The 14449-nt window shown below is 49.2% G+C and carries 8 protein-coding genes; 7 read left to right on the top strand and 1 reads right to left on the bottom strand.

Annotated elements, in window-relative coordinates; genetic code table 11:
* The first annotated feature begins 36 nt into the window (after positions 1–36).
* The 3 genes from aceE (at position 37) to lpdA (ending at position 6338) form a co-directional block, all read left to right on the top strand.
* Complete coding sequence (gene aceE, locus ACL9RG_RS09935; protein ID WP_422792437.1) at positions 37–2700, top strand: pyruvate dehydrogenase (acetyl-transferring), homodimeric type; 2664 nt, start codon at positions 37–39, stop codon at positions 2698–2700.
* Between the two features lie 13 nt (positions 2701–2713).
* A complete protein-coding gene (aceF, locus tag ACL9RG_RS09930) occupies positions 2714–4606 on the top strand; it encodes a pyruvate dehydrogenase complex dihydrolipoyllysine-residue acetyltransferase (RefSeq protein ID WP_422792436.1) in 1893 nt (630 codons plus the stop codon).
* A 307-nt stretch (positions 4607–4913) separates the two neighbouring features.
* On the top strand, positions 4914–6338 hold the full coding sequence (gene lpdA / locus ACL9RG_RS09925) for a dihydrolipoyl dehydrogenase (protein WP_422792602.1): 1425 nt from the start codon (positions 4914–4916) through the stop codon (positions 6336–6338).
* A gap of 125 nt (positions 6339–6463) precedes the next feature.
* Here the strand turns inward: lpdA and ACL9RG_RS09920 are convergent, their stop codons facing one another.
* Positions 6464–7360: a glutamate/aspartate ABC transporter substrate-binding protein gene (locus tag ACL9RG_RS09920; protein WP_422792435.1), complete on the bottom strand. Its 897-nt coding sequence runs from the start codon at positions 7358–7360 to the stop codon at positions 6464–6466.
* A 453-nt stretch (positions 7361–7813) separates the two neighbouring features.
* On the opposite strand from ACL9RG_RS09920, the gene acnB reads away from it, so the two are divergent.
* The 4 genes from acnB (at position 7814) to ACL9RG_RS09900 (ending at position 14398) form a co-directional block, all read left to right on the top strand.
* The gene (acnB, locus tag ACL9RG_RS09915) at positions 7814–10411 is read left to right on the top strand and encodes a bifunctional aconitate hydratase 2/2-methylisocitrate dehydratase (RefSeq protein WP_422792434.1); all 2598 of its coding nucleotides are present in this window, start codon (positions 7814–7816) and stop codon (positions 10409–10411) included.
* A 114-nt stretch (positions 10412–10525) separates the two neighbouring features.
* Entirely contained in the window at positions 10526–10891 is a 366-nt protein-coding gene (gene yacL / locus ACL9RG_RS09910) for a protein YacL (protein ID WP_422792433.1), read from the top strand.
* 34 nt (positions 10892–10925) lie between these two features.
* The gene (locus ACL9RG_RS09905; protein WP_422792432.1) at positions 10926–12140 is read left to right on the top strand and encodes an alginate lyase family protein; all 1215 of its coding nucleotides are present in this window, start codon (positions 10926–10928) and stop codon (positions 12138–12140) included.
* Between the two features lie 533 nt (positions 12141–12673).
* Complete coding sequence (locus ACL9RG_RS09900) at positions 12674–14398, top strand: ShlB/FhaC/HecB family hemolysin secretion/activation protein (protein ID WP_422792431.1); 1725 nt, start codon at positions 12674–12676, stop codon at positions 14396–14398.
* Positions 14399–14449: the final 51 nt, after the last annotated feature.

The raw sequence follows: 14449 nt of genomic DNA, 5'->3' as shown, positions 1-14449 counted from the left end.
AAACCTAAGTATTAGAGACAGATAAGGAAAAGTACCATGTCAGAACGTGTAAATAATGACGTGGATCCGATCGAAACTCGCGACTGGCTACAAGCGATCGAATCGGTCATCCGTGAAGAGGGCGTTGAACGTGCACAATACCTGATCGACCAGGTACTGGGTGAAGCACGTAAAGGTGGCGTCAAAGTTGCTGCTGGTGCAGCAAACCGTGACTACATCAACTCTATTCCTGTTGAAGAAGAACCAGAATATCCGGGTAACCTGGAGCTTGAACGTAACATTCGTTCTGCGATCCGCTGGAACGCAATCATGACCGTTCTGCGCGGCTCGAAGAAAGATTTGGAACTCGGTGGCCACATGTCATCCTTCCAGTCTTCTGCGACCTTCTACGAAGTGTGCTTCAACCACTTCTTCCGTGCGCGCAACGAGAAAGATGGCGGCGACTTGGTTTATTTCCAAGGCCATATCTCTCCTGGTGTGTACGCACGTGCTTTCCTTGAAGGCCGTCTGACCGAAGAGCAAATGAACAACTTCCGCCAGGAAGTTCACGGTAAAGGTCTGTCATCTTACCCGCACCCTAAACTGATGCCTGAATTCTGGCAGTTCCCTACCGTTTCAATGGGTCTGGGTCCAATCGGTGCTATCTATCAAGCTAAGTTCCTGAAATACCTGGAACACCGTGGCCTGAAAGAAACCTCTGCTCAGCGCGTTTATGCGTTCCTGGGTGACGGTGAGATGGATGAGCCAGAATCTAAAGGTGCAATCACCATTGCTACCCGTGAGAAACTGGACAACCTGTGCTTCGTGATTAACTGTAACTTGCAGCGCCTTGATGGCCCGGTTACTGGTAATGGCAAAATTATCAACGAACTGGAAGGTATCTTTGCAGGTGCTGGCTGGAACGTGATTAAAGTTATCTGGGGCGATCGTTGGGATGAACTGCTGCGTAAAGATACCAGCGGTAAACTGATCCAACTGATGAACGAAACCGTTGACGGCGACTACCAGACCTTCAAGTCTAAAAATGGCGCTTATGTGCGTGAGCACTTCTTCGGTCGCTTCCCAGAAACCGCTGAGCTGGTGAAAGATTGGTCTGATGAGCAGATCTGGGCCCTGAACCGTGGCGGTCATGATCCTAAGAAAGTCTTTGCTGCACTGAAAAAAGCGCAGGAAACCAAAGGCCAACCAACTGTAATCCTGGCACATACCATTAAAGGTTATGGCATGGGTGAAACGGCGGAAGGTAAAAACATCGCTCACCAGGTTAAGAAAATGAACCTGGACGGCGTGCGTTACATCCGTGACCGTTTCAATGTACCTGTCAGCGATGAAAATCTGGAAAAACTGCCTTTCATCCAGTTGGACAAAGATTCTGCAGAGTACAAATACCTGCATGAGCGTCGTGCTGCACTGAAAGGTTATGTGCCGACTCGTCTGCCTAACTTCACTCAGAAACTGGAAATCCCAGAGCTGGCTGAGTTCTCTCAGCTGCTGGAAGAGCAGAAGAAAGAAATCTCTACCACTATCGCTTTCGTTCGTGCCCTGAACGTGATGTTGAAGAACGACTCTATCAAAGAGCGCGTTGTGCCAATTATCGCCGATGAAGCACGTACCTTCGGTATGGAAGGTCTGTTCCGTCAGATTGGTATCTACAGCCCGAACGGTCAGCAATATACTCCGCAAGACCGTGAGCAAGTTGCTTACTACAAAGAAGACGAAAAAGGCCAGATCCTGCAAGAAGGGATCAACGAACTGGGCGCAGGTTCTTCATGGCTGGCTGCTGCAACGTCTTACAGCACCAACGATCTGCCAATGATCCCGTTCTACATCTACTACTCAATGTTCGGTTTCCAACGTATCGGCGACCTGTGCTGGGCAGCGGGTGACCAACAGGCTCGTGGCTTCCTGATCGGTGGTACTTCTGGTCGTACTACATTGAACGGTGAAGGTCTGCAGCACGAAGATGGTCATAGCCATATTCAGTCTCTGACTATCCCTAACTGTATCTCTTACGATCCAGCTTACGCTTATGAAGTTGCGGTTATCATGCAAGACGGTCTGCGTCGCATGTATGGTGATGCACAAGAAAACATCTATTACTACATCACGACACTGAACGAAAACTACCACATGCCAGCCATGCCAGAAGGCGCGGAAGAAGGCATCCGTAAAGGTATCTACAAGTTAGAAACCCTGTCTGGTAGCAAAGGTAAAGTGCAGTTGATGAGCTCTGGCTCAATCTTGCGTCACGTACGTGAAGCGGCTCAGATCCTGGCTAACGATTACGGCGTAGGTTCTGACGTGTACAGCGTAACCTCGTTCACCGAACTGGCTCGTGATGGTCAGGATTGTGAGCGTTGGAACATGCTGCACCCAACTGAAGCACCACGCGTACCTTACGTTGCTCAAGTGATGAACGATGCGCCGGTTGTTGCTTCAACCGACTACATGAAGCTGTTCGCTGAGCAGATTCGTAACTTCGTTCCTGCTAGCGATTTCCGCGTGCTGGGTACTGACGGCTTCGGTCGTTCTGACAGCCGTGAAAACCTGCGTCACCACTTTGAAATTGATGCTTCTTATGTGGTTGTTGCAGCTCTGGGCGAATTGGCTAAACGTGGCGAGATCGATGTGAAGGTTGTGGCTGAAGCCATCACCAAGTTTGGCATCGATGCTGACAAAGTTAACCCGCGTCTGGCGTAAGAGGTAAAGACAGATGGCTATTGAAATTAATGTACCGGATATCGGCGCAGATGCAGTAGAAGTCACCGAGATCCTGGTGAAAGTGGGCGACAAAGTTGACGCTGAGCAATCGCTGATCGTTGTCGAAGGCGACAAAGCTTCTATGGAAGTGCCTTCACCACAAGCTGGTGTGATTAAAGAGATTAAAGTTGCGGTTGGCGACACAGTCGAGACTGGCAAACTGATCATGGTATTTGAATCTGCTGAGGGGGCTGCGGCTCCAGCTAAAGCTGAAGAGAAAGCGGCTGCTCCGGCACCTGCTGCTGCAGCGGCTAGCGCAAGCAAAGACGTTCAAGTACCAGATATCGGCGGTGATGAAGTAGAAGTTACCGAGATCATGGTTAAAGTTGGCGACACCGTTGCGGCTGAACAGTCACTGCTGACTGTTGAAGGCGACAAAGCGTCAATGGAAGTACCAGCGCCTTTCGCTGGTGTGGTTAAAGAGATTAAAGTGAACGCGGGCGACAAAGTCAGCACCGGTTCTCTGATCATGGTCTTCGAAGTTGCAGGTTCTGCGGCTCCAGCGGCTGCAGCAAGCGCGGCGCCAGCACAACCTGCAGCGGCACCAGCACCAGCGGCTTCTGGTAGCAAAGACGTTAACGTACCAGACATCGGCGGTGATGAAGTTGAAGTGACCGAGATCATGGTTAAAGTTGGCGACAAAGTTGCGGCTGAACAGTCTCTGATCACCGTTGAAGGCGACAAAGCCTCAATGGAAGTACCAGCACCATTTGCCGGTACTGTTAAAGAGATCAAAATTGCTGCTGGCGATAAAGTTAGCACCGGCTCTCTGATCATGGTCTTCGAAGTAGAAGGTGCTGCACCAGCAGCGGCCCCTGCAGCGAAACAAGAACAAGCGGCAGCGCCTGCTCCAGCTAAGCAAGAGCAAAAAGCAGCGGCACCAGCGGCCTCTGCGGGTAAGAGCGAATTCACCGAGAATGCTGCCTATGTGCATGCAACGCCGGTTATTCGTCGCTTGGCTCGTGAATTTGGCGTTAACCTGGCGAAAGTTAAAGGGACGGGTCGTAAAGGCCGTATCCTGCGCGAAGACGTACAGGCTTACGTGAAAGACGCGGTTAAACGTGCGGAAGCAGCACCAGCTGCGGCAACGGGCGGCGGTCTGCCAGGCATGTTGCCATGGCCGAAAGTTGACTTCAGCAAGTTTGGTGAAATCGAAGAAGTTGAATTGGGTCGTATCCAGAAAATCTCTGGTGCTAACCTGAGCCGTAACTGGGTGATGATCCCGCACGTTACGCATTTCGACAAAACCGATATCACTGAGTTGGAAGCGTTCCGTAAGCAACAGAATGATGAAGCGGCTAAACGCAAACTGGATGTGAAATTCACCCCAGTGGTCTTCATCATGAAAGCGGTTGCCGCGGCGCTTGAGCAAATGCCACGCTTCAACAGCTCTCTGTCTGAAGATGGCCAGAAACTGACGTTGAAAAAATACATCAACATCGGTGTTGCGGTTGATACGCCAAACGGTCTGGTTGTTCCAGTCTTCAAAGACGTGAACAAGAAAGGCATTGCTGAGCTATCTCGTGAACTGATGGCTATCTCCAAGAAAGCGCGTGATGGTAAGTTGACTGCTGGCGAAATGCAGGGCGGTTGCTTCACTATCTCTAGCTTGGGCGGTATCGGGACGACTCACTTCGCGCCAATCGTTAACGCGCCAGAAGTGGCTATCCTGGGTGTCTCCAAGTCCGCGATGGAGCCAGTGTGGAACGGTAAAGAGTTCGTACCGCGTCTGATGATGCCAATGTCGCTCTCCTTCGACCACCGTGTAATTGACGGTGCTGATGGTGCACGCTTCATTACCATTATTAACAACGTACTATCAGATATTCGTCGTCTGGTGATGTAATCTCGGTAAGGCCGGCCAGTTTGCCGGCCTTATTTTTAGTCCCGGTTCGATATCGCGCGATTACTCCTGTCACTCAAATGGTAGCGGGTATAAGCTAGTTTTTGTGTCTTGTTGGCTGTTATTACATGAGTCGACAAGATTGTTGAGACTCAGGTCACCCGAACTTTGTTTGCAGATTATTAACAATTCTGTAAACTTCTCGCGGTGTATGCGTCCCGGTGGATGAAGGACGTTGCGTACTGCGTTCGCAAATGGACGCGCGTTAAATTGACGTCTGACCCGCCGGACAATCAATTAAGAGGTCATGATGAGTACTGAAATTAAAACTCAGGTCGTGGTACTTGGGGCTGGTCCTGCTGGTTATTCTGCCGCTTTCCGTTGCGCTGATTTAGGTCTCGAAACCATCATCGTTGAGCGTTATTCCACCCTGGGTGGCGTATGTCTGAACGTGGGTTGTATCCCTTCTAAAGCCCTGCTGCACGTTGCTAAAGTGATTTCTGAAGCTAAAGCTTTGGCTGAGCACGGCATCGTTTTCGGTGAGCCGAAAACCGACATTGATAAAGTCCGTCTCTGGAAAGAAAAAGTCATCAACCAACTGACCGGTGGTCTGGCTGGTATGGCAAAAGGCCGTAAAGTCAAAGTCGTTAACGGCTTGGGCAAATTTACTGGCGCGAATACTATGGTTGTGGAAGGCGAAAATGGTCCAACGACTATCACCTTCGACAATGCGATCATTGCGGCGGGTTCCCGTCCAATCAATCTGCCATTCATTCCACATGAAGACCCACGCGTATGGGACTCTACAGATGCACTGGAGCTGAAATCAGTCCCAGAACGTCTGCTGGTCATGGGCGGTGGTATCATCGGTCTGGAAATGGGTACCGTTTATCACGCGCTGGGTTCACAGATTGACGTGGTAGAAATGTTTGACCAGGTTATCCCGGCTGCTGATAAAGACGTGGTTAAAGTCTTTACCAAGAAAATCAGCAAGCAGTTCAATCTGATGCTGGAAACCAAAGTCACTGCGGTAGAAGCCAAAGAAGACGGCATCTACGTGACAATGGAAGGTAAAAAAGCACCGGCAGAACCACAGCGTTATGACGCGGTACTGGTTGCTATCGGCCGCGTACCTAACGGTAAGTCTCTGAATGCTGGCGCTGCTGGCGTTGAAGTTGACGACCGTGGCTTCATCCACGTTGACAAACAACTGCGTACTAACGTACCTCACATCTTTGCTATCGGCGACATCGTCGGTCAGCCAATGCTGGCACACAAAGGTGTGCACGAAGGTCACGTTGCAGCAGAAGTTATCGCCGGCATGAAACATTACTTCGATCCGAAAGTGATCCCATCGATTGCTTACACCGAGCCAGAAGTTGCTTGGGTTGGCCTGACCGAGAAAGAAGCAAAAGAGAAAGGCATCAGTTACGAAACTGCGACCTTCCCTTGGGCGGCGTCTGGCCGTGCTATCGCTTCCGATTGCGCAGAAGGTATCACCAAGCTTATCTTCGACAAAGAATCTCACCGTGTTATCGGTGGTGCGATTGTTGGTAGCAACGGCGGCGAACTGTTGGGCGAAATCGGCCTGGCAATCGAGATGGGTTGTGATGCAGAAGACCTGGCATTGACCATTCATGCTCACCCAACGCTGCACGAATCTGTTGGTCTGGCAGCCGAGATCTACGAAGGTAGCATCACCGACTTGCCTAACCCTAAAGCTAAGAAAAAGTAATATTTCTTAGTCGTTAGAAGATAGTGGTTGGACGATAAAAACGGCATCCGAAAAGGTGCCGTTTTTTTATGTTTGATTTTATGCTTTCACATAGCAATCACTGTCATGATGGATATGTTTTATCATCACAGCGCCTGATTATTCGGATGCTTGAACAATGCTTTCATATCGTCAGATAGCGCAAAATTCAGATTCATATTTTTTGGTGGAATAGGTTGGGTAAACCAGCGTGTATACCATTTTTCTGCTTCACCGGAGGTTTGCGCCTCAGCAATGGTGTCGTTGACTAGCTTGGCAAATTGCGGGTCGTCCTTACGCATCATACAGCCGTAAGCTTCGTGCGATTGCGGTGTGCCGACAATATCCCAATCTCCCGGCTTGCGTGCTTTAGCGCGCTCTCCGGCTAGCAGGGCATCATCCATCATAAAGGCAGCTGCGCGTCCAGTTTCCAGGGTATAAAACGCAGATGCTCCCCCTTCTTGTGCACTAATAATGCGCATTTGCATCTTTTTGTCAGCATTCATTTTATTCAGTATGATCTCAGATGTGGTCCCGCCGGTGGTGGAGACTGCTTTACCGGCTAGATCAGCGAAATCATGAATACCTGAATTCTTGTTTACTAATAAACGAGTACCAATCACAAAGATGCTGTTAGAAAACTCGACCTGTTGTTGGCGTTCTGGATTATTGGTTGTCGAACCACATTCAAAATCGTAAACACCGTTTCTTAACAACGGGATACGATTTGGAGAAGTGATCGAAATATACTTAACCGTCAAATTATCTTTGTGCAGACGCTTTTTAATGGCGTCAACAATCTTGTTGGAGTATTCCTGAGAGTAACCAATAGGTTGCACACCGTCTGTTTTATAAGAGAACGGGGTATTAGACTCGCGATAACCGACGGTAATCAGATTCTGATCGTCAATTTTTTTTAGGGTACCGGTCAGGGTTTCCGCATGCGCATAACCACAGAGAATAAGACTACAGAGTGCAATTTTATGAAATTTATTCAGAGACATGATTTTTATTGCCTTATAAGAATGAGAAAACAGTAGGGTTGATGCAAGTCATAGGCCAGTTTGGACACACTTATTATATTTAATTACCTAACTGGTTGATTTGACATATTTGCCAGATTAGCAGGATGTGCTTGAAAGGTGAAAAGGGCGGCGCGATACGCCATCTTTATGCGTGAGTGTCACAGAGTGGAGGTGATTACTCTGCGTGCAACGATTCAGCAAAGATTTAATGTTGCTTTTATGTGAACGAATTAACAACTAGCAGAAATCCTGCTATGCTGGCTCCGTTCACCCGGGCGCTGTCCTTTGCGCTGCTGTCTTAGCATCAAGACTGTGACCTATCTGCAGTTGCCCGGCGATCAACCGCCTGAAAACCCTCTACGACCTACAGGTTTCATCCGGCTTGATGATGGAAGCAAGACATAATAAATGACAATGAGCGAGGAGAGAGTCGTGCTAGAAGAATACCGTAAGCACGTAGCCGAGCGTGCTGCTGAGGGCATCGTCCCTAAGCCACTCGATGCTTCACAAATGGCCGGTCTGGTTGAATCCCTGAAAAATCCACCGAAAGGTGAAGAAGACGTCCTGTTGGACCTGCTGATCAACCGTGTACCCCCTGGCGTCGATGAAGCCGCCTATGTTAAAGCCGGATTCCTGGCTGCTGTCGCCAAAGGCGAAACCACTTCCCCACTTGTCACCCCTGAAAAAGCCATTGAACTGTTGGGTACAATGCAGGGCGGTTACAACATTCATCCTTTAATCGAAGCGTTGGAAGACGAGAAGCTGGCAGCAACTGCCGCTAAAGCCTTGTCGCACACTCTGCTGATGTTTGACAACTTCTATGATGTCGAAGAGAAAGCACAGGCGGGCAATACCTACGCTAAACAAATTCTGCAATCCTGGGCCGATGCCGAATGGTATCTTTCTCGCCCGGAATTGGCCGAGAAAATCACCGTCACTGTATTTAAAGTGACCGGCGAAACCAACACCGACGATCTGTCGCCTGCACCGGATGCCTGGTCCCGTCCAGATATCCCACTGCACGCACTGGCGATGTTGAAAAGTGAACGTGAAGGTATTAACCCAGATCAACCAGGCGTTGTTGGCCCAATCAAACAGATCGAAGAGCTGAACAAGAAAGGCTTCCCTCTGGCTTATGTTGGTGACGTTGTGGGTACCGGTTCTTCTCGTAAATCTGCGACTAACTCCGTGCTGTGGTTCATGGGCGATGATATCCCTCATGTGCCAAACAAGCGCGGCGGCGGCGTGGTGCTCGGTGGTAAAATTGCGCCAATCTTCTTCAACACCATGGAAGATGCCGGTGCATTGCCAATCGAAGTGGACGTTTCTAACCTGAATATGGGTGATGTTATCGACATCTATCCATACAAAGGCGAAGTGCGTAACCACGACACCGATGCAGTGATCGCCACTTTCGAGCTGAAAACCGACGTCTTGTTGGATGAAGTTCGCGCCGGTGGCCGTATTCCATTGATTATCGGCCGTGGTTTAACCACGAAAGCCCGTGAATCGTTGAAACTGCCACAAAGCGAAGTATTCCGTATTGCTAAGCCTGTTGCGGCAAGCAACAAAGGCTTCTCATTGGCACAGAAAATGGTTGGCCGCGCTTGTGGCGTAGCTGGCGTGCGTCCAGGAGAATACTGCGAACCTAAGATGACCTCTGTTGGTTCTCAGGATACCACTGGCCCAATGACCCGCGATGAGCTGAAAGACTTGGCTTGTCTGGGCTTCTCTGCTGATTTGGTGATGCAGTCATTCTGTCATACCGCCGCTTATCCTAAGCCGGTTGACGTGACCACTCACCACACGCTGCCAGACTTCATTATGAACCGTGGCGGGGTTTCTCTGCGTCCGGGCGACGGCATCATCCACTCATGGTTGAACCGTATGTTGCTGCCAGACACCGTAGGTACCGGCGGTGACTCCCATACTCGTTTCCCAATCGGGATCTCCTTCCCGGCAGGTTCTGGTCTGGTCGCCTTTGCGGCGGCAACCGGCGTCATGCCACTGGATATGCCAGAATCTGTACTGGTGCGTTTCAAAGGTAAAATGCAGCCGGGGATCACCTTACGTGACCTGGTTCATGCCATCCCTTACTACGCAATTCAGGAAGGCCTGCTGACTGTTGAGAAGAAAGGTAAGAAAAACATCTTCTCTGGCCGCATTCTGGAAATCGAAGGCTTGCCAGAGCTGAAAGTAGAACAAGCGTTTGAACTGGCGGATGCCTCTGCTGAACGTTCTGCCGCGGGTTGTACCATCAAGCTCGACCAAGCGCCGATTACCGAATACCTGAACTCCAACATTGTCCTGCTGAAATGGATGATCTCTGAAGGCTACGGCGATCGTCGTACCATCGAGCGTCGTATCAAAGGGATGGAGTCTTGGTTGGCGGATCCTAAACTGCTGGAAGGCGATGCCGATGCAGAGTACGCCGCAGTGATCGAAATCGATCTGGCTGACATCAAAGAGCCAATTCTTTGTGCACCAAACGATCCAGATGACGCGCGTCTGCTGTCTACCGTGCAGAACAGCAAAATCGACGAAGTATTCATCGGTTCTTGCATGACCAACATCGGTCACTTCCGTGCGGCAGGTAAACTGCTTGATAGCCATAAAGGCCAGTTGCCAACTCGCCTTTGGGTTGCGCCACCAACTAAAATGGACGCCGCTCAGTTGACTGAAGAAGGTTACTACAGCGTCTTTGGTAAGAGCGGTGCGCGTATTGAGATCCCAGGTTGTTCACTGTGCATGGGTAACCAGGCGCGTGTTGCTGACGGCGCAACCGTGGTATCAACCTCAACGCGTAACTTCCCTAACCGTTTAGGTACAGGCGCTAACGTGTATCTGGCCTCTGCTGAACTGGCTGCAGTTGCTTCCCTGCTGGGACGCTTGCCAACGCCAGAAGAGTACCAAGGATACATGGCGCAAGTTGATAAGACCGCGGTAGATACCTACCGTTATCTGAACTTCGACAAGCTGCCTGAGTACACTGAAAAAGCCGATGGCGTGATCTTCCAAACTGCGGTGTAAATCGCTATATTTGCGCCATTGAAAGACAAGGAGGCTTCGGCCTCCTTTTTTATTGCCTGCCATTTGTCCAGATGCGGGTATCGCTAACAAGATTCGCTTATCGGAGATGAGACAATGGACTACGATTTTCTGCGTGATATCACTGGCAAGGTGCAGGTTCGTTTCTCTATGGGCCATGAAGTCATTGGCCATTGGTTAAATGAAGAAGTAGCCGGAGATTTCTCGGTACTGGATAAGGTCGAGGCCGCCGCCACCGAGTTAAAAGGCAGCGAGCGCAGCTGGCAGCTAGAAGGCAAAGAATACACGCTGTGGCTCGATGGTGAAGAAGTGATGATCCGAGCCAACCAGTTAGAATTCGACGGCGACGAGATCGAAGAAGGCATGAGCTATTACGACGAAGAGAGCCTGTCGTTCTGCGGCATTGAAGATTTTCTACTGGTACTGAGTAAATACCGCGCCTTTGTGAGTACTTACCGCTAAGCGCGTTTCTATCACCTGATTGGCAGCAAATAACATGTTAAAAAACCTATTAATATTGATAGCCAAAAGCAGCATGGCCATTCAGTCGACGGTTATTTTGCTGGCCGGATTGCTTACTTCTACCGCCAGTTTCGCTTTTGTTCATCCCGGAATTATCAATACCACCTCCAGCTTACGGGCGGTAAAAGCCAAAGTCGCTGCCGGTGAGCAGCCGTGGAAATCGGCTTTTGAACGTCTCCAACATGACCCGACCGGCAGTCTGACCTACCAGCCACAGGCGGATTGGTCAGTAATAGATTGCGGCCCACGGGATGGCACGCCTCCCAATCCTGCTTGTGCGGTGGAACGTAAAGACGCCAGAGCGGCATACAGCCAGGCACTGCTGTGGATGATGACCGGCAATCAAACCTACGCCAAAAACGCCGTTAACATCATGAACGCGTGGGCGAATACCCTGAAACAAGGCCACACCAATAGCAACCGGGCATTACAGGCTGCCTGGACGGGGGCCATGTGGCCCAAAGCGGCGGAGATTATTCGCGCCACCTATTCTGGTTGGTCCAATAGCGACATTGATAAATTCAAGACAATGCTGAGCACGCAATATATCGCCAGCATCAATAGTCAGGATACGCGTTGTTACTTTGGCAATTGGCTGGCTACTATCAGCGAAGCCAAAATGAATATTGCTATCTTTAGCGATAACCAGTCCATGTATAACGAGGCGCTGCAACGTTGGCGACAAGAGTTACCCGCTTATATCTATCTGTCACAAGATGGCGATATGCCTAAGACCGTTGCCGATTGCCCTAAATTACACACCACCGCACAGAGAGAAAACTACTGGTCGGGGCAGAAGCAAGGCACCTTCTTTAACGGCCAAATTCAGGAAACCTGCCGCGACCTTGAGCATTCTGCTTATGGGCTGGCCGCCTTTATTGATATGGCAGAAATCGCCCGTATTCAGGGCACGGATCTCTACAAAGAGGGCCGCCAACGGCTGATCGCCGCCATGGAGTTCAACGCCCCGTTGGACAGCGCGCATCCAGTGATTCCTGATGGATTATGCTCAAACAAAATCAGTCGATTAGGTGGATTCACCGGTACATTATTTATTGGCTATAACCACTATGCCCGACAAGAAAAGCTCTCGCTCCCCAATACTACTCGCTGGATGAAAAGCACCGATCTCTCCTCGCCAGGCCGTTTCCATTATGCTTGGGAAACATTGACGCACGGCGGGCTATGAACTCAATAAAAGAAAATAAGCCTATAGGTCTTTTAAAATTGCTAAGTGCATTAATAAATTAATAAATTAATAAATTACATTTTTCATATATCACATCTCTGTTGCACAAAATAAAATATCTTGACCTTTGTTTACAAATGTTCATAATTAGAGCTTATTTCTTCACCGTCTGTATTTATACGTACTGTTTTTTTCAGATATAAAATAGTGTGTGGGCATTGGATGTTTACTTATGGAAATAGCGTGATGGATATTCAACGGCAATAATATGGCCGTAGTCCTTCTATCCACAATATATTCGTTATGCTTCAAGTTGTATGATTATTGGCTGTCTCACTCGGCCTATTCAAGGGCGTTACACCGTTGAGGCCAATACTTGCGGCCTGTCTGTATCTCAAGGTTTATTGAGTAGATATACTTATAATACTTCAGAATGCAGAACTATAGACTCTCTTTAATATATAACCGTACGCAACTGGGGTTTATTGAGTATCGCTATTTCCTTTAATTTAAGTCTATTAAAGGATACAGGGATGTTTCGCAGTTATAGCAATCAGTTAGCTCTGCTTTTTAAAGCCAGTTTATTCTGTCTGTGTGTACAGCCAATTACTCCGCTGTTAGCTGAAAGCCTTCCATCGCCAGCAGAAAAAGGCGCAGCAGCAATCGATGCCCAAGAACAAATACGTCAACAGGAAAGGGAAAGAGCTTTACAGCAACAAAACACACCAAAAACAGATATTCGCCTTGCCCGGCCTGATGTTTCATTGCCTGATTATCCACCCAATGAATCCCCTTGTTTTAAGATTAATACCCTGCAATTACAAGGTGACTCCGCTAATCGTTTCCTATGGGCGCTTAACGCTGCAGACAGTGCGAAAGGCCGCTGCTTAGGCGCGCAGGGGATCATGCTGGTGATTAATAAAGTACAAAATGCCATTTTAGAGAAAGGCTACGTCACTACACGGGTGATGGCGCAGGAGCAAGATCTCACCAAAGGGATATTCACGTTGACCTTACAACCCGGTCGGATTGAAAACGTTCGTTTTGCAGAGCCGGTTTCTTATCGCGCCAGACTCTGGAATGCGGTGCCTGCTAAGTCTGGTGATATTCTCAATTTAAGAGATATTGAACAAGCGTTAGAGAACTTTAAACGTGTTCCTAATGTTGATGCTGATATTCAAATTGTCCCAGGAAAACAGGATGCGACTAGTGATTTAGTTATTGTGTGGAAAGAAAGTCGTCCTTTTCATCTTAGTCTGGGTCTTGATGATAGTGGCTCTAAAAGTACCGGTAAATATCTGGGCTCTGCCACCTTGTCGATTGATTCTCCTTTTGCGCAGAACGATCTGTTCTACGTTAATGTCGGCAAAAACATGTTCCAACATGGGCCGTTTGCCAACCGCTCCAATACGGTGAACTACACCATCCCGATGGGATATTGGCTTTTTTCTGCTAACTATAACAACTACGATTATCACCAGCAGATCGCTAATGCCAATGAGCCACTGACCTATAGTGGTAAAAGCCAGAATGCAAAGCTTACCGCCTCCCGTCTGTTATTCCGTAATCAGGCTCATAAAACGACACTTAATATGAGCGTCTATCGCCGTCATTCAACCAATGCTGTCAACGATGTGAGCATCGACCAGCAACATCGACGCACCGCTGGGTGGGAGATAGGACTTTCTCAACATAGCTATTTAGGCAGTAGCGTGCTTGATGCCAATATCACCTGGCGACGCGGCACCGGTGCTTTCGGCGCGTTACCTGCACCTGAAGAGGCCTATCATGGTGGCTCTTCACGTCCGAGCATCTTAATGGGGGATATCAGCTTTAACCGGCCTTTGCCATGGGCCGCGCAATCCTGGCGCTATTACACCAGTTTACGTGGGCAATGGAGCAATCATCCGCTGACGCCACAAGATCGTTTGGCTATTGCCGGGCGTTACACTGTCCGCGGATTTGACGGCGAACAGAGTTTATCGGGTGAAAAAGGGCTGATTTGGCGTAATGAATTGGCGTGGAACGTGTTATCGAGCGGACATGAACTCTATTTAGGGGCGGATTATGGTCGTGTAGATGGGCCCGGTACTCGTTATCTGGCTGGACGACAGCTGGCGGGCAGTGTGCTTGGTGTGCGCGGCGCAATATTACAACACGTTAGTTATGACTTGTTTGCCGGCGTTCCGCTTCATAAGCCAGACAGCTTCCATACTTCGGGGGCGACAGCCGGTTTTAGCATCAATTTGCAAATGTAGTGATTAATAGAGCAGGAAATCAGCTCGAGTTTTTCACTGATTGGACAGTTT

The sequence above is a fragment of the Rouxiella sp. Mn2063 genome (assembly GCF_049319665.1).
Classification (GTDB): Bacteria; Pseudomonadota; Gammaproteobacteria; order Enterobacterales; family Enterobacteriaceae; genus JBMOUD01.
Note: the sequence above shows the minus strand (reverse complement) of the source record. Positions and strands in the feature narration are given on the sequence as shown.

What these genes read in the sequence shown, in the direction of transcription:
- aceE (WP_422792437.1), top strand. Translation starts at nt 37, where the DNA reads ATGTCAGAACGTGTAAATAATGACGTGGATCCGATCGAAACTCGCGAC.
- aceF (WP_422792436.1), top strand. Translation starts at nt 2,714, where the DNA reads ATGGCTATTGAAATTAATGTACCGGATATCGGCGCAGATGCAGTAGAA.
- lpdA (WP_422792602.1), top strand. Translation starts at nt 4,914, where the DNA reads ATGAGTACTGAAATTAAAACTCAGGTCGTGGTACTTGGGGCTGGTCCT.
- ACL9RG_RS09920 (WP_422792435.1), bottom strand. Translation starts at nt 7,360, where the DNA reads ATGTCTCTGAATAAATTTCATAAAATTGCACTCTGTAGTCTTATTCTC.
- yacL (WP_422792433.1), top strand. Translation starts at nt 10,526, where the DNA reads ATGGACTACGATTTTCTGCGTGATATCACTGGCAAGGTGCAGGTTCGT.
- ACL9RG_RS09905 (WP_422792432.1), top strand. Translation starts at nt 10,926, where the DNA reads ATGTTAAAAAACCTATTAATATTGATAGCCAAAAGCAGCATGGCCATT.
- ACL9RG_RS09900 (WP_422792431.1), top strand. Translation starts at nt 12,674, where the DNA reads ATGTTTCGCAGTTATAGCAATCAGTTAGCTCTGCTTTTTAAAGCCAGT.